Annotated in this window: 18 protein-coding genes; 5 read left to right on the top strand and 13 right to left on the bottom strand. The window is 49.1% G+C overall.

Annotated features, from left to right (window positions below; genetic code table 11):
- Positions 1–172 precede the first annotated feature (172 nt).
- Positions 173–1,603, top strand: a complete 1,431-nt coding sequence (locus tag AC0CW1_RS00930; protein ID WP_488181277.1) for an IS6 family transposase — start codon at positions 173–175, stop codon at positions 1,601–1,603.
- Between the two features lie 292 nt (positions 1,604–1,895).
- On the opposite strand, the gene AC0CW1_RS00935 is transcribed toward AC0CW1_RS00930, so the two are convergent.
- The 13 genes from AC0CW1_RS00935 to AC0CW1_RS00995 form a co-directional block, all read right to left on the bottom strand.
- Entirely contained in the window at positions 1,896–3,257 is a 1,362-nt protein-coding gene (locus AC0CW1_RS00935; RefSeq protein WP_488181278.1) for an SNF2-related protein, read from the bottom strand.
- Positions 3,238–3,519 (bottom strand): VRR-NUC domain-containing protein, encoded by a 282-nt coding sequence (locus AC0CW1_RS00940; RefSeq protein WP_488181279.1) that lies wholly within the window; start codon positions 3,517–3,519, stop codon positions 3,238–3,240. The genes AC0CW1_RS00935 and AC0CW1_RS00940 overlap by 20 nt, the downstream gene beginning before the upstream one ends.
- Before the next feature lie 165 nt (positions 3,520–3,684).
- A complete protein-coding gene (locus AC0CW1_RS00945) occupies positions 3,685–6,078 on the bottom strand; it encodes a virulence-associated E family protein (RefSeq protein WP_488181280.1) in 2,394 nt (797 codons plus the stop codon).
- Positions 6,075–6,500 carry a DUF7768 domain-containing protein gene (locus tag AC0CW1_RS00950; protein ID WP_488181281.1) on the bottom strand — a complete coding sequence of 142 codons (426 nt, stop codon included), beginning with the start codon at positions 6,498–6,500 and terminating at the stop codon, positions 6,075–6,077. Before AC0CW1_RS00950 ends, AC0CW1_RS00945 begins: the two co-directional genes overlap by 4 nt.
- Positions 6,501–6,515: 15 nt before the next feature.
- Positions 6,516–7,184 carry a Rha family transcriptional regulator gene (locus AC0CW1_RS00955; RefSeq protein WP_012283927.1) on the bottom strand — a complete coding sequence of 223 codons (669 nt, stop codon included), beginning with the start codon at positions 7,182–7,184 and terminating at the stop codon, positions 6,516–6,518.
- Positions 7,181–7,387 (bottom strand): hypothetical protein, encoded by a 207-nt coding sequence (locus tag AC0CW1_RS00960; protein WP_012283926.1) that lies wholly within the window; start codon positions 7,385–7,387, stop codon positions 7,181–7,183. The genes AC0CW1_RS00955 and AC0CW1_RS00960 overlap by 4 nt, the downstream gene beginning before the upstream one ends.
- 80 nt (positions 7,388–7,467) lie before the next feature.
- Positions 7,468–9,408, bottom strand: a complete 1,941-nt coding sequence (locus AC0CW1_RS00965) for a DNA polymerase (protein ID WP_488181282.1) — start codon at positions 9,406–9,408, stop codon at positions 7,468–7,470.
- Complete coding sequence (locus AC0CW1_RS00970) at positions 9,405–9,983, bottom strand: DUF2815 family protein (RefSeq protein ID WP_488181283.1); 579 nt, start codon at positions 9,981–9,983, stop codon at positions 9,405–9,407. The genes AC0CW1_RS00965 and AC0CW1_RS00970 overlap by 4 nt, the downstream gene beginning before the upstream one ends.
- A 12-nt stretch (positions 9,984–9,995) precedes the next feature.
- Positions 9,996–11,117 carry a DUF2800 domain-containing protein gene (locus AC0CW1_RS00975; RefSeq protein ID WP_488181284.1) on the bottom strand — a complete coding sequence of 374 codons (1,122 nt, stop codon included), beginning with the start codon at positions 11,115–11,117 and terminating at the stop codon, positions 9,996–9,998.
- A complete protein-coding gene (locus AC0CW1_RS00980) occupies positions 11,110–11,442 on the bottom strand; it encodes a DNA ligase (RefSeq protein ID WP_488181285.1) in 333 nt (110 codons plus the stop codon). Before AC0CW1_RS00980 ends, AC0CW1_RS00975 begins: the two co-directional genes overlap by 8 nt.
- Positions 11,426–11,608 carry a hypothetical protein gene (locus AC0CW1_RS00985; RefSeq protein WP_488181286.1) on the bottom strand — a complete coding sequence of 61 codons (183 nt, stop codon included), beginning with the start codon at positions 11,606–11,608 and terminating at the stop codon, positions 11,426–11,428. The genes AC0CW1_RS00980 and AC0CW1_RS00985 overlap by 17 nt, the downstream gene beginning before the upstream one ends.
- Before the next feature lie 146 nt (positions 11,609–11,754).
- The gene (locus AC0CW1_RS00990; RefSeq protein ID WP_488181287.1) at positions 11,755–12,234 is read right to left on the bottom strand and encodes an RNA polymerase sigma factor; all 480 of its coding nucleotides are present in this window, start codon (positions 12,232–12,234) and stop codon (positions 11,755–11,757) included.
- A 152-nt stretch (positions 12,235–12,386) separates the two neighbouring features.
- Positions 12,387–12,596 carry a hypothetical protein gene (locus tag AC0CW1_RS00995; RefSeq protein ID WP_148207143.1) on the bottom strand — a complete coding sequence of 70 codons (210 nt, stop codon included), beginning with the start codon at positions 12,594–12,596 and terminating at the stop codon, positions 12,387–12,389.
- Positions 12,597–12,864: 268 nt separating this feature from the next.
- Between AC0CW1_RS00995 and AC0CW1_RS01000 the strand changes: the two genes are divergently transcribed.
- From AC0CW1_RS01000 to AC0CW1_RS01015, 4 genes are all read left to right on the top strand, one after another.
- Entirely contained in the window at positions 12,865–13,083 is a 219-nt protein-coding gene (locus AC0CW1_RS01000; protein WP_488181288.1) for a helix-turn-helix domain-containing protein, read from the top strand.
- 203 nt (positions 13,084–13,286) lie between these two features.
- Entirely contained in the window at positions 13,287–14,345 is a 1,059-nt protein-coding gene (locus AC0CW1_RS01005) for an ABC-three component system protein (RefSeq protein ID WP_488181289.1), read from the top strand.
- Positions 14,329–14,568 (top strand): ABC-three component system middle component 7, encoded by a 240-nt coding sequence (locus tag AC0CW1_RS01010; protein ID WP_012283916.1) that lies wholly within the window; start codon positions 14,329–14,331, stop codon positions 14,566–14,568. Before AC0CW1_RS01005 ends, AC0CW1_RS01010 begins: the two co-directional genes overlap by 17 nt.
- The gene (locus AC0CW1_RS01015; RefSeq protein ID WP_488181290.1) at positions 14,546–16,189 is read left to right on the top strand and encodes a DUF2326 domain-containing protein; all 1,644 of its coding nucleotides are present in this window, start codon (positions 14,546–14,548) and stop codon (positions 16,187–16,189) included. Before AC0CW1_RS01010 ends, AC0CW1_RS01015 begins: the two co-directional genes overlap by 23 nt.
- The last annotated feature ends 12 nt before the right edge of the window (positions 16,190–16,201 follow it).

A 16,201-nucleotide genomic window follows, 5' to 3' on the forward strand; every position in this document is an offset into this window, starting at 1 on the left:
GGTGTTCTTTCCACCTCTAACCCTTGATTTTACTTGATTTTATGTTATTGGGGTTTTGCCCCCTGTTTAACTGGAAGGAAATTAAGAATGTATAGAAAGGCAAAGGTACTTGCCCTTTTTTTTGGTATAATGTTGTTGCTGGACAACCCCCAAAGAAAGGAGCTAAGTACCTTTGAACAACATTATAACAGTTTTACTACTATACATTCAAATCCAAGCTAAAATTATCATTTACCTCATGTGTGCACTCTTTAGTAAAGAATCCGTCCGCAAGTACTACGATGAGCCTGTTAGGAAACCTTACCGCAAGCTTGTGGTGGATACCATGCCGATTATTAAGACACTTGAGAAGCTTGATTATAAGCAGCTTATTTCAAATCATCTCAAGGAAACCGGTAAGCTTATAACCCCTATTACAAGGAGAAAAGCTTCTACAATCCCTGATACTATGGTCTGCCCAAGATGTGGAGCTCCTCATGAATACCTTTACGACGATACCGGTGGTAAAGGCCAGTACTTATGCAAAGTCTGCAAGTGCACTTTCAACAAGAAAAACCGTTACCTAAAAAATCTCATCTTCCTCTGCCCCCACTGTGGAAGAACACTGGAACTTAAGAAAGAGCGTAAGGACTTCAACGTACATAAGTGTACCAACTCCAAGTGCCCCTATTACCTTGACAGGCTCAATTCCATGTCCGTGGAAGACAAGCAGCGCTACAAGTCTTCTCCACATGATTTCAAGCTCCATTACATCTACAGGGAGTTTGATATTGACTTTGAACCTTTGGTAAGAAAGCCTTTCCAGCCTCCGAGTGTAGATATATCAAGGCTTTATGTCTCTCCTCACGTCTTGGGGCTGATACTTACATACCATGTCAATTTTGGCCTTTCTACCCGGATGACAGCTGCCCTTATGCGTGAAGTACATGGTGTAAGTGTTTCTCATCAGTCGGTATCAAATTATGCCGATGCTGTTTCCACAAACATTAAACCCTTCATTGACAACTACAAGTATGATCTCTCAGGTTCCATATGCGGGGATGAGACGTACATAAAGGTTCTGGGCAAATGGCATTACGTATTCTTTATTTTCGATGCAGTAAAGAAGATTATCCTCTCATACCCCGTCTCTGCCAACCGTGATGTTAAAGCTGCAATTTATGCTCTTGACGAAGCATTGTCCAAGTTCGATAAGCTTCCTGAGGATCTTACCCTGATTTTTGACGGGAACCCTATTTACATGCTTGCTCAACACTATTTCGCCCAATACGGCATCCACTTTGACATAAAGCAGGTAATCGGTCTTACCAACGACGACCCTATCTCCGAAGAATATAGACCTTTAAAGCAGATCATCGAAAGGTTAAACCGCACCTTCAAAGGAAACTACAGACCCACCAACGGTTTTAACAACTATGCAGGTTCAGTATCCTTCCTTACGCTGTTTGTAGCCTACTTCAACTTCCTAAGACCTCATTCCTCTCTGGAAGGCAGGGTGCCGGTGGTCTTAGAAGAGCTCAAAGACCGACCTAATATGCCTGCCAGGTGGGTGACACTCATTAAGATGTCCCAGGAATACATCAAAGCTCAACAATTTGCTTAAAGGATGAAATTTATCCTTCTTTTTGCAGCATAGCATAGCAAAATAGTCGCCGCAGAACCTGTGGAGCTTGTGGGTAACCCGCTGATTTGAGGGGTGTGGGTAACTTGTGCGATAAAGTGTTGGCAACACGCTTTTCGTTGCCAATGCTTTATCCACATGTTATCCATGCCCCGGGCGGGTTATCCATCAAATCCACAGGTAATCTATCTCCGTGGTTTTCTTGTTGTTTATTCAGTTTCCAATGTGCATAATTGGCTCATGTTTCCATTTTTGGTTCCAAAAATTCATTCTTTCATAGAACTTTTGACACTACCTCAAGGTTTGCCTTGACCGCATCAATCAAAGCGGTCTGGGTTTTGTCTTTGAGCCGTAATGCTTTCATAACCTGCTCGTCAATCGTACCCTTGGTGATAATGTGGTGGATGACCACGGTTTCTTTTTGCCCCTGACGCCAGAGCCGGGCGTTGGTCTGCTGGTAGAGTTCCAACGACCATGTCAGCCCAAACCATACGAGGGTGGAACCACCGGCCTGCAGGTTCAAACCGTGGCCGGCAGAAGCCGGGTGGATGACTGCTACCGGGATTTCGCCGTCATTCCATCGCCTGATGGAATCGACGCTATCCAGCCGCTCGGCGGGGAAACGCTTAAGTATACGGTTTAGGTCATGCTTGTACCAGTAGGCGATCAGAACGGGCTTGCCATTGGCGGCTTCAAGGATATCTTCTAAGGCGTCAAGCTTACGGCCGTGGATATTGACAACTGAGCCATCATCGGCATAAACTGCACCATTAGCCATCTGCAGCAGCTTGTTCGACAGGCTCGCGGCGCTTCCGGCATCAATCTCTTGTCCTCCTAGTGAAAGAACCAGATCTCGCTTCATGGTATCGTAGACTTCTTTCTCTTTGTCCGACAGCCGAACAGGAATCTCGTTTATCACGCATTCCGGCATCTTAAGGTAGTCTGTGCTTTTCATGCTGATGGTGATGTCGGAAATACGGTGGTAGATCTCATCCTCCGCTCCGGGCAGGGGCTTATAACTGAAAACAACCTGCTGATTGCGCTTATCCGGGGTAAAGAAGCTGTTACGGTAATGGGTAATGAATCGGCCGAGCCGCTGGCCCATGTCGAGAATGCCGATTTCTGCCCATAAATCCATAAGGCCGTTACTGGAAGGGGTACCTGTCAGCCCCACGATGCGTTTTACCTTCGGACGGACACGGCGCAGTGCCTTGAACCGCTTTGAACCGTATGCCTTGAAGGAGGAAAGCTCATCAACCACCACCATGTCGTAGTCGAAGGGCAGGTTGCTCTTGTTTACCAGCCAGTCCACGTTTTCACGGTTGATCAGATACACATCGACATTTTGCATAAGCGCAAACCTGCGTTCCTGCTCCGTGCCGATAGCCACTGAGTAGGTCAGGCCTTTCAGGTGATCCCACTTTTCGATTTCAGCGGGCCATGTATCTCGTGCCACTCTGAGGGGGGCAATAACCAGAACCTTGCGAACAAGAAAACTGTCCAGGGTAAGGTCGAAAATGGCGGTAAGGGTAATGACGCTTTTGCCAAGCCCCATATCCAGAAATACCGCCGAGATAGGATGCTGCAGTATGAAATTGGTCGCATAGGTTTGGTAGTCATGAGGACTGTATTTCATCAAGCATCCCTCCAATCTGCTCGGTACCGTCAATGCAGAATACTAAAAATCCTAACGCTTCCAGTTGCCTTTTTCGTTTTTCCTGCAGGGGGCGAAGTCGTTTTCCCGGCGCTTTGAGTTCCATGAAGGCAAGCTTGCCATGGGGGAGAAGCACTAAGCGGTCAGGCGCCCCATCAAAACCTGGTGAAATAAGCTTCAGGGCAATGCCGCCCATCGATTTGACTGTGTTTTTGAGTTTTATTTCTATGGCTTTTTCTCTCATACAAGTCCTTTCTGCCAGTTCCAAGGTTCCAAAGTTCCACGAATTCCATATAACCTATACGCGCGTATATGCGGGTACACACGATAGCTCTTTTCCTATATCCATAATTCTTTATTTATATTGGAACTATGGAACCCTTGGAAAAAGCGTTGATATATCAAGGTTCTAAGAGGTTCCAAGATTGGAATTTCCGGTTCCGTCTATGGTTCGTACCCACACATACTGGGCGCCATAGCCCTTGATTTTCTTTTTCTGGCCTGAATATACCCAGCCGCCAATCTTTTGCATGATCAGCTTGATTTTGTAGCTGTCAGCCTGGCGCTCGAATTTGCCTCGGTCATTGCCGAAGCATTCGCACCAGATTTCCATATTGCTGACAAACTCACGCTGGTTTTTGCCTTCCGGCTGCAATGGGTCGTCCGAGGAAAAGTAATGTTTCCGGTTGTATAAATCCATGTCGTACCAGTTATCCGGCAGAAGCATATCGAGGTATTCGCGGACCACGCCTTCGCGCTCATCGGCTTCAAGGGCCGTCGTCTGTTCAGCTTTTGCCTGTTCTGCCGCGCTGCCTTCCAGATAAAGCTTTTCGCCTTGCTTCCAGTAGTGCTTCGCTTCCGCCCAAATTTGAGGCACATCGGTTTCGGGCAGATCCCAGCCTTTTTTGGTGCCGCCCCAGACACGCACGACCCAGAAACGGCGGTTTCCGGTGGTATCACGAAGGAATCCAGCATTTTCCGCATTCGTGGAGCCGACGATAATACATTGGCGCGGATGGCTTTCTACTGTTCGCCCGTAGGAAGGGCGGTACTGGTCGTCCTGCCGGGAAAGGAAGCCTTTGATGTTGTTGACATCCATTTTTGACAGGCCCGCCAGTTCGGGGATTTCCACAATCCAGACACCCTGGATTTTCTCTGCGGCATCTTTGCCTTTGCCCATATCGGTAAAGTTCAGGCTGTCGGAAAACCATTCCCCGGCAAGCCGGGCAAAGAAGGTGGACTTGCCAAGGTCGGTTTTGCCGTTTAGGACCAGCATGGAATCAAACTTGATCCCAGGCTGATAGATGCGGGCCACCGCCGCCGCGAGGGTTTTGCGGGTAACCATCCTGGTATACTCCGTATCCTCCGCGCCAAAATACCGGACAAGCAAGGTTTCCACCCGCTTGGTGCCATCCCATTCAGGCAGATTGTCGAGGTAATCGCGGATAGGATGATAGGCACGGTCGTCCGCAGCCTTAGTGAGCGCAAGCTCATAGTTGCGGGAAGAAAACGTGCCGTAGGTTTTATCCACATAAGCCACAAGCTGCGCCATATCCGCATCCCGCCATGCCTGGTAGGGGCGTTCCCACGGCAGGGCGTCATCGCCGTAAATCTGATTCGCAAGGCGGTTATAGCGGATGCCTTGCAGCTTTGGGTCGTTTTTCAGGATGAGCAGAAGGTTGCCAAGGGAGTTTTTAAGCACGGTGGAGCGCGGTTCATACTCGAGGTTTTTCTCCCAGTCCGTATCATCTTCGGCAAATTCGGCCGATGCCTGCGCCCGGCGTTCTTCTGCCAATAGGAGCTTCACACGCTCGTCATTCACCGCAAGCTCCGTCATTGCCTTATAGGACGGCAGCTTGCTCACCGGGGTATCTTCGGCGGACTTGTCATCAAGACCACGGAATTTATGGAGCCGTACCAGGTCAAAAGCATTCAGCAGTTTTCCGCAGGCGGGGTCGGTGGCGTGATGGCTGTACGCGAACACGCTGTCATAGATAACCACGCCCGCGCTGCTGTCAGCTGGGATATAGTCGTATCTGCCGTTCATGGCGGATGGCTCATATACATCGGAGAGGAAAGCTTCGATTGCCTCCTCAACGGTATAGGTACGGTTGAACGCACCGATGATGCCCGGCTTGGTGAGCGGATTCCCCGCTTCGGCGACACCGCTCCGCACCACCTCGGATTGACGGCTGGAGCGCGGCCAAGTGGACTCGTCCTGCCAATCGTCATAGCGGGTAAGGTATTCATCCGGGTTAAGGTCGATTCCATCCTTCTTCCGGAACCAGAATTCGCCGTTCATAGAGGTGGACGGCCAGTACATGAGCCGGTGGGCTTCATAGGTCGTATCGTCAAAAAGGTCAATTCCAATGTCCTTTGCCACCATCCGGGCTACCGCAGGATATTCCGCTTCGCTGACATCACGGGAGAGCGGGATGGCAAGGCGGATACGGGGCTTTTCAGGAGTGTGCTTATGGGTGGAGTAAGCACAACACCTGAAGTCGCACTTCATAATGACTTCATCCCAAATGCCCGGAGTACCGTAGTCCATATCCAGAAGGATCATCGATCGGCAGAGTACAAATCCTTTTTTGCGGCGGCCTGCCTTGAGGTGCCCGGCCACATAGCCGCCGACATCCTTGATAGCGTCCTGCTGACCTTTCTTCAGTTTTCGGTATTCCTCCACCTCCACGGTTTCCGTGGTGCGGACAGTGGTATTAACCCGTGTGCAAAAGTCATCCCAGGAGATGTCGCTGTTTTTCCACTTCTTATCCATGCGGCTGTTACCGTATGAAATCTTCATTCCGAGACCTCCTTGCAGTCATCAGAAAAATATCTGATGGTGTATTTCTTTCGCTTGGCTCTCTCAATCTCAGTATTCATACCGGAGGAGATATGGCTGCCAAACACCCAGACTTCCGCGCATTTTGACATAAGTACATTGCCAAAGAGTAAACCCAGGCTGCGTTCAGCCGGGTTGTCGTCATCTAAAAATTGAGGGTAAAGCAGGTGCGGTGTGAAAGGGATATAACCCATTTCAACCGCAAACCGGCTGTACCGCCTGGCCGACTTGATGTTGCTTTCGACATTCCCGGAATACGGGGAACAGATATATACAAGGGGCCGGAAGGCTTTAGCGGCTTTTTCCTCTTGCTCTACAGCCGTCAAGGCTTCATAGGCGGTGGGGTCAAAGTAGCCTTCCGGGTTGAATTTATTGATGCCCATAGGTCGGCCTCGCTTTCACGCCGGCTTTTCGAGCAGCTTCAGCTTATACCATTCCAGGTGGCGCTTGCGCTGTTCGTAATCCGGTACGGCAACCAGCAAGCCGATATCGACCTTCTGTAGCGTTTCCATCATCCTGACCTGCTCGTCCGTCAGGTAAGGGCGGATGCTGGTGCCTTTTTCAAGGCCGTGTGCCTGCCTGAACTGTTTTGCCGACATCCCGGTAACAATGCGGTTTATCATGTCGCACTCGTTGCTGAAATGGTATGGCTTGGGATTTTCATGCAGCAGCTTGATGTTTTCGGTCAGCAGCGGGAATTCCTTACGGGCGGCGACAAGTGTTTTGATAAACTGTTCCATCTCGTTAAAGCGCCTGATATACAGTTCCTTGAACCTCATCGCTTTCTGCCCCGTATATCCCATGACCAGCATGGTGAAACCGTCGCGGGTCATCATGTAGCACGGCAGTTTTCTCCCGGTACTGTCCTTGTAAAAGGTCTGCTCAAAATTGGATTTAGTGAAGTCCTCACTCAATCCAGATTTGGTGTCAGTGATTTTTGCTATATCGCGAAGAACGTGGAAATGTTCCTTCTCGAAATACCGGGCAACAAACAGGCTGTCGACCCTCGCAGTGTCGTTGGTATCGGCGAAAACGCCGTATTTGTCTTTTGGAATTAATTCCTTCATCTGTTTCCCTCCAATCTTGACCTGCTGCATTCCGGGCAGTAAACCGCCGTACCGTACAGATCACCTTCACCGTCGTTGAACAGTTCCGCAAGGTCAATCCTGACCTCACACCCACAGCCGGGGCAGGTACAGAACACATTGTCATCGTGGATTTCCACGGTGATCCCCACTGTGTCGTTGATCTTTTCTCTTACATAGAACATAGGCAAACCTCCATTCTTGAAGGCATCATTGCCCTCTAAAACTCTCAGGACAGAAACTGTCGCTGTGAGTGCCAAAAGCATCAATCTTTTTTGTAAAAATCTGTTTCATATCCATCCGCCCGCAGTAAAAGGCCTTTTGCCCAGGGTGGTGTTTGGCCCATTTGTTTGCATACAGCCTCGGTGGACATTCGGCGGTCAGCTTCGATAACAATCTCATCGTGAACGTGCATCACGATGGAGCAGTGCCTAAGATTCCGCATGGCATAGCAGAGGATGTCCCGGCTCGTGGCCTGCACGATATTTTCCGTGAGTTTCGGGCCATAGCTTTCAATCCGTTCCCATTTCTTTGCGCCGCCGACACCTTCGTAGGTGATGCAGTCCGAACCGAAGCGGTTCTGACCAATACGCGGCTTCACATAGGCAAGACGCCTGCCGGAGGGGAGAGTTATAAAGAACATCCCGCTCTGATAGGAAAAGCGGATGCCGTGTGTTTCTGTGGCGGTGCGCTCCCTGACTGCCTTCATGGCGGCACGGTCAATATCCCACCAGAGTCTCACGATATTGGGGTTCGAGGATCTCCAGGCGGAAACAAGTGGTTGAAGTTCCTCCTCTTCAAGCCCCATCTCCAATGCGCCCATAGCTTTGAGCGCACCGACCGACCCGCCGTATCCGAGGGCGAGTTCCGCGATTTTGCCTTTTTGCCGCAGGTGGCCGTTGACACCGTTCTTTTCCACAGGAACATGGAACATCTGGGAAGCGGAAGCACAGTAGATATCGCCGCCGGATTCAAAGACCTCCTGCCGCCATTTTTCGCCCGCAAGCCAGGCGATGACCCTCGCTTCAATCGCCGAGAAGTCCGCCACGATGAATTTACAGTTATCTTTAGGCACAAAGGCGGTACGGATGAGTTCCGACAGTACCTCCGGCACGGAGCCGTAGAGCATTTCCAAAGCCGCGAAGTTACCGGAACGCACGAGGCTTCGAGCCTGTTCCAGATCGGGTATGTGGTTCTGGGGCAGGTTTTGCAATTGTATTAATCTGCCGGCCCATCTGCCGGTTCGATTGGCGCCGTAAAACTGGAACATCCCACGGGCGCGCCCGTCGGCGCAGACGGCGTTTTCCATAGCCGTGTATTTCTTGACCGATGACTTAGCAAGTGACTGCCTGAGTTCCAGCACCTTACCGAGCGGTTCTGATGCAGTCTTTAAAAGTTCCGCCACAGCCTTCTTGCCAAGCGTATCGGTTTCAAGGCCTTGGTCGGAAAGCCACTGTTTCATTTGGACAACAGAATTTGGATTCTCAAGTTCAGTCAATTCCCGCATCATGCCAGCCAGTTTGGAGCGGGAGAGGGTATCTATTTTGATAGCTTTATGCACAAAATCCATGTCCAGAAAGACACCACGGTCGTTAATCTCTTGATCGAGGTGGTATTCCCCCCAAACGCCCTCGGGTACGGGAAACTTAGCCAGCTTCTGCTGTATCGCCATCTCAGTTTCAACATCGCGAAGGTTGTAGGCCTTGAATGCAGCCCATTTGTCCGGGGCGTGGATTGGCAGGTTTCTTGTACGGCCTTCATTGGAGACTGTAGGTTTGCACGGCACAGAAAAATGCCGAATTAAGTCTTTGCCCTCCGTGAGCTTCTGCTTTTCAAGGCCAAGGACGGCGCCGGTTCCTTCAAGGGAGAGGGGCAGGCCCATGTATGCCGACCACACCATCGTGCAGCGCCATGACATTGGATCAAGATATTGACCTGTGGGCAACCCTAACCACTTTGACAAGCAGATGCGTTCAAACTGGGCGTTGAAAGCCCACTTCGTCACATCCTTATCGGTTAGTGCATCGACGACTTTGGATGGGATTGCTTCGCCGCACGTGAGGTCAACCACCTGAACCTCGCCGCCATCAACGGAATATCCGAAGAGCAGGATTGCAAAGTCCGGGGATTCCGTATAGCGATAGACCCCGCTTTTGGCGAGGTCTACACTGCTGTACGTTTCTATGTCGATACTGAGCGCCCTCACGAGAGGAAGTCCTCGTCGATTTCGGTGGCGAAATCGTCCTCAGCCCTGGATTTGCCGCCGAGTGGTTCGCCATCACGGATTTTCTGCAGATTGTTCAGCCCACAGGCGATGCCCCTGTTTCCGTTGCTGTTAAAGGCATAGAAGTTGATGCTTGCCCTGCCGTAGACTCCGCTGTAAACCTCGGAACGGTCGAGGATGGGCTGGCGGTCGGCATCCACGATGCCGGGTGCGGTCGAGGAGTTGGCGTTAATGAAATATGAATTGGCATAGGCGGGATCGTCAGGGCGTTCGGTATCGCCGTCGCGCAATGGTGTCTTAATAGCGGTAAGGGGCGGTACGGTTTTGCCGTTGCCTTTCAGCTTGGCTTCACCTTCGCGGTAGGCGGCTTCAATTGCGGCCTTGATTTTTGCAATGGTGCGGGTGTCGGACTTGGGGATGATGAGCGATACGGAGAACTTCGGGGTGCCTCCATTTATGGACTTGGCCTCCCAGACGTTGGCATAAGACCAGCGGGTGTCGGGGCCGGTGATAACCTTCATAGGGTTGGTATTGACTTTGTTTGTGTTGTTTGACATAAGATTTTCCTCCTAAAATTCATTAAAGTCTTGCTGTGCGGTATGGATTGCCGGGCGTTTATCGCTTTCCGGCACAAGCGTTGGTTTGCCTTGAGGTTTTTCAATATAGCCGCCGAGGACTTCCTCGAAGCGTTTTTTGCCGAGAAGAGAGGTCATGGCGGTGATGCCCAGGACTTTGCGTTCGTATGGGTCAAATCCCGCCGCGCTGACTGCGTCAGCCACCGCGGCCTCATCGGTGTACCTACGGTTGGAGCGGCCTTCGACCAGCTTCCACCCGTTCCACCGCTTTCCGCTGAGCGCAGCCTGAAGGGCGTAGTCCTTGATGTCGTTGGCCCATGAGATTAGGCCGTCGATTTTCCCAAGGATATCCTCGACCTCATCGTCCTCCAGCAGAGGGGGAAGCTTGAAGTCATATTGGGCGAGTTTCAGGTTGTGTTCGGCTCTGGCGCGGCACTCGTGCTTTACTTTGCAGAACTGACACCATTCGCCGCAGTTAAATCGCCCGCCACCGGCGTAAGCGAGTTCGGCTGCCGGTTTCAGGACTTCCTCAGCCCATTGGTACAATGATTCCTTGGAAACCGTGTAGGTGGATACGTTGTCGCGCCTTGGTTGGTAGATGGTCATGGAAACCGTATCGATGTCATAGATGCCGTCGAAGATTTCCAAGGCTCCCAGCGCATACAGCTTCATCTGCGGGTTCTCCTCCGCTTCCACCAGCACACCTTGCCCGTGTTTATAGTCAACGATGTTGAGTGTACCGTCTGCGATAACCAAACAGTCGCCGGTGCCGAAGCCGTCCTCAACGTATTTGGAGAAGTCGAGCCGCTGTTCGATGAGGACAACCGGGTCGGCACAGGTCTGCTTTGCCGTTTCCACAATTTCGAGGATGTGGGCGGCATAGCCGTTAGCGCAGTCCTCCATCTCTTCGTTGTAGTAGGTAAGGTCGGCGGTTGGGTCTTTGGCACGGAAACCGAGCGCGGTCTTCAGCTTATACTCGCAGAGCGTATGGGCATCCGTTCCTTCGGCGGCATAGTCGCTGCCTTTATCCTCATAACTCTCACAAAGCCTTGCGGAAGGCGGGCAATTGAGCCACCTGTGGGAAGAGGAGGCAGACAGGAGAGCATGTTTACCCATTTCCCAGCACCTCGGCTTCCGCAAGCAGTGCCGGATATTCTGCTGGATTTATTTCCGACAGCTTCGCGGCACCGTGCTTTTCAAGCAGAGCCCGTACTTCTGTGGTAAGACCGGCGCGGCTCTTTTCCGCAAGAACAGCCCTGACCGCCTCAAGGGTTATGGGCTTTTCAGCCGGAGCAGAGACTTCCGCTTTTGGTTGATCCGCAGTCTGAACATCCTCTTTACCGCTGAACAAACCGGCCAGCGACTCCGATATACCGATAAGAGCTTCACCGCAGCGCTTCAGTTCCGTTACCGCAAGGGACAGTTCACTCATCTTGCTCATCCGATTTTCCTCCTTCCTCCTTATGTTCGTCCTGCCGTGAAAGCATTGTCAGCTTCCGGGCTAGGCGTTTTGACACCACGCTGATTGCCGTGAGGACATCCGCCAATTCCTCGTCCATCTCACGGTCACGGCATTCGATGTCGGCTTGTTTTGCTTGTGTATCCATTTTTAAACCTCCGTTCCGAGGGCTCTTTTATTTCCCTCATCTTCCACAGGACAGAAGATGGAAAGTTGAGTACTGGTATTGGAAATTTTCTTTTTTGGTGCTGCCCTCTGATATCCATAGGACACCAGAGGGCGTGAGTGCTAAGATCAGATAAAGTCTTTGAGACGTTCGCGCAACTGGGCGAACAGCTTGTTCTTGCGCTTGTTGACCGCCTTCTGCGACAGGCCGATTTCGGCGGCGATTTCCCGCTCGGATTTGCCAATGCTGAAGAGTTCCATGATTCTGCGGTTGTCCGGGTCCAGTTCCTCCAGAGCGGCGTAAAGCTCTTCGAAAAGCAGTTTGTCCGCTATGAGTTCGGCGATATCAATGGGGTCGGAAGGTTCAAAGCCGCTTTCTTCAGTAAGGCTGTCGAGCGAGAGGATACTGCCTGTCCGCTGTTTCTCGCACTTGCTGCAGTCGCCGGTGCAGCGTTTTGTGCCACCCTTTCCGTTGCTGATAACACAGCGCTTTTCACGTTCTTTGCGCTTGCGTTCTGCCCATGCCGGACGCTTGTAAGCGCGGTAACTTTCTTCGGTAACAGTGATTTGTTGACCATCGATGGGGATGTAACGTTTTTGGTTTTCCATAATTTGACTCCTTTGGTTTTCAAATTTTTGAAATCCGCAGGAGCCGAATAAATCCGTAGAACAAAAAACGACGGCCGGGATAGTCCTCTTATATGAGAACTAATCCAGACCGTCGTGCAGCTCTGCGGATTCTCTATTCAGTTGATTAACGCTTACGCTACGCAGAAATGGCTTTCTACGTGGAAAGCAGTATCATTTATTCGTGTGACTATTGTCACAATGCCTTCACGTTCAATCCTGAACGTTCCTCCGATAGGTATTTGTGTACTGGTTTTGCATCGTTTATATACAACTTCCACAAGTCCAGTAGCTGCGTTTCCCTTACAGGCAATACGACCGTTACAATCGCGAATCTCTTCCATGGGTTGTCCTCCTTTTTGCAAAAAGTACGACTTGTCTGACCGTCTGTGTTAATTTTATTGATTCGAACATGATAAGTCCTCAGCCACAACTCCGCTGCCCCTCCGCCGTGGCTCAGCAAATTTCGATTCGCTTTTTATCGCCAAAGGAAATAAGCGTTTGCAGAGGTAGAATCAGCATAATCAAATTTATTATTGAAATTCGCTTAGTAGTTTGCTAAAATAATAGAAACGCGTCTTTGAATACCGTGTAGTGCTTGGAGGCGATAGAATGGCATTTAGTTATAACAAACTATGGAAACTTTTAATTGATAAAAAGATGATGAAAAAAGATTTGATGGCGAAGACGAATTTGACATCGACAACGATGGCGAAGATGAGTAAGGACTTGCCGGTAAGCATGGATGTGTTAGCCAGAATATGTAAGGCGCTTGATGTCAACATTGGCGATATTGTTGACTATGTCGATGATGAGACTACGACTATCTAAATTCATTGAAAGGGGGCGCAATGTTTGAAAAGGCTGTGCTTTGGTACGTTTGCAACAATTCTGAAAATATGCATGGCAAAAAGAGTTACACAGAAGCGGCTATGCGGTACCATACTGCTCTCTATTGCGCCTGATTATGATATTCGTAGCGATGATGGTACTGTTTCAGATTTGATACTCGGTAAAAAAATCTATCGCCCTATGTGACTGATGTTGCTCCGACAGCAGATGCTCGTGCTGCTTCAAATTACTTTAAGCAGAACATCCTTCCCTTGTTGGATAGCAACAAAAAGAGCCTCATCGTTCTTGCGTTGAAGGACATGATTGCTTCTGATGACACAATTGAGCCAGACACAGTTGTTGAAAAAGTGAATGACATGACAAAGAAAAATATCGCAGGACGTGATGCTTTTGTTCTGGAGGATTTTCTTGCCGGAATTTTCCTTTATACAGCAGTCAATGTTGAAAACAGAAATTGTGAAGAAAATGTAAAAAAGATAACTGACGAGTACATACAATCTTTTGAGGCTCAAAAAACGAATATAAGCTTCCTTACGGCATATAGCAGATTTTCTACGGAGACAGCCGATGAAATCGCGATTGACACTCACTCCTTAGTGCTTCTAGCAGAAACTGGGGGTAAGTGTCAAAAATGCGGAAGACTGTTGGGCATAAAAAAGGAAGGTAACGACGTTAACTACGCTAAGGTCGTTCACCTTTCCGAAACCGATGATGTTGTTCTTTGTGTTGACTGTGAACGCGAAATGCGCAATGCCTCTGAAGAAGAAAAATCGGCTTTGCTTTCGGACAAGCATGACTTGGAAAATCTTATGGCGGCAAGGGATGCAACGTCACGATATGCGTTAGAAAAGCAAATTGAATATGTGCTTCGTGAAGTCCAGTTGATGGATGTTACTGACGATACACGACTCAAAATTGAACCTGTAAAGGTTGAGAGAAAAATCACTGAAAAGCGGTTGAAAGAGCGAGTGCTTTTTGATGTCAGGCAGTTGTACGAAGGCGTCAATAATGCATTAGATCGATTATCCGGGGAAAACAAACTGAATGTAGACAGATTTGCCAAGAGCGTTAAGCGGATGTATGAGGATGCAAGCGAAAAGCTGACATCCCAAAGCGATATTTACAACCTGCTTGCTGATACATTGTTTGAAAAGACTAGCCGCAAATATAGAGAAGCCTGCAAGATAATAATCTCCTATTTCGTGCAAAGGTGTGAGGTGTTCGATGAGATTGCCGAATAAAGTTACATCCTATTCAAACAGCGTCATTGCCCGTTTCCCAGACATCTTAGAAGCATTGACGCAGAGAGATATGTCCCCTAAAGAGCTGTTTGAACTGACCACGTCAGCCAAAAAGGATATGGGTGATTTTCTAAGCGCTTTAGACTGCCTGTTTGCTTTGGGAAAAATTGAAATAATCGAGGAAGGGAGGGTACTACGCTATGTTGACAGAAATTCGAAGTGATAAATTTGCGCCGGAGCATCAAACCATCCGCTTTAATTCGGGCCTTAATACGGTTTTAGGCAGTGCGGGCGGCAGCAATGCCATCGGCAAATCAACATTTCTGTGGATTATTGACTATGCATTCGGTGGCGAAAGCTACTACTCCCTGTCGGATGATATTAAAAAGGAAATAGGTCCCCATACCATCTATTTCACTCACCAATTTGAAGAACAGCCCCATTACTTTTACCGGAGTACCGATAATCCTAAAAATGTTTATCGCTGTGATAAGGATCACCATTTCATTGCGAAATTGACGCTGGACGAATTCCGGAGCTTTCTCTTTCAGGAATACAAGGTTGGGCTGCCAGCTCTCACATTTCCAGAAATCACAGAGCGTTACTTTCGTATTTATGGGCGTGAAAATACACTGGAAAAGTATCCTCTGCTGGTAAAGCCCCGGGAACAGGATGAAAAAGCCGTTGATTTTCTAATGAAGCTGTTTGGTCACCACAATATTCTCGCTGCCATCAAGAGCATGGAGGAAGAACTTGGTGTTAAATTCTCGCAGCTCAAATCGCGCCAGCGTCAGCAGGTGGACATCGAGAAAATCGAAATGAATCGGAAGACTATAGAGTCACTGAAGAAAAGACTTCAAAAGCTGATGAAAAACAGTGAAGAAGCCCAATTAGCGATGTTCGGTTTTGATACTCAGACATTTGAACGGATAACAGTGGCTCAAAAAGAGTTGAACAGTTTTATCCGCAAGCGTAACCGTCTGCAGTCGCAGCTTAATGCTATTGAGAGTAATATTGCTGACAGTAATCCCGAAACCGCCAGTGAATTTGATTCCTTGGTGCATTTCTTCCCAAATACTGATATAAAAGCGTTCGAGGAGATTGAGCATTTCCATAAGAAAATCAGGGAAATTTTGAGTGAAGAGATGGCTCAAGAAATAGAACGTTTGCAACCGCTTATTGAGCATTGCGATAAGGAAATTAAACGCCTGCATCAAAAGATCGAGGAGTCCGGTTTGGCAAAGGAGATGTCGGAACGAGTGCTCTCTCAATGTGTCAACGTGTCAAAAAGCATTGACAGGCTTGAAGAAGAAACCGCTGAGCTGATTCACCAGAAAGAATTGCAGGAGGCCCGCGCCGAAGCAGAGCATAGGCTGGCAGAGCTGTTACAACAGCAAACCGAAAAGCTGGAAGAGATACAAGACGACATCAATATGCGCATGGAATTAATAAACGGTGTTGTGACCGTGACCGAGCAACAGGAAACAGCGCCTCTTTTGCAAATCACACCGCAAAAGGAAATCTTTTTTGGAACGCCTGGTAATACCAGTGAAGGTACTGCGTTCAAGAGCCTTGTGATATATGATTTGAGTGTACTTGAATTACGCCCGATTCCAGCACTCATTCATGATTCCAATATTCTCAAGCGTATTGAGGATATACATCTGGAACACATATTGGAACGTTATATGGACAGTGGACGACAGATTTTCATTGCATTTGATAAGGCTGATTCTACGACCGCAAAGGCACATGAGATTTTAGAAGCTACGGCAGTTTTGCGATTGTCGGACGGAAATGAGCTTTTTGGCCGTTCGTGGAGCAAGTATGAATCGAATGATTAAGCATAGGAGGAG

The sequence above is a fragment of the Heliomicrobium sulfidophilum genome (assembly GCF_057715735.1).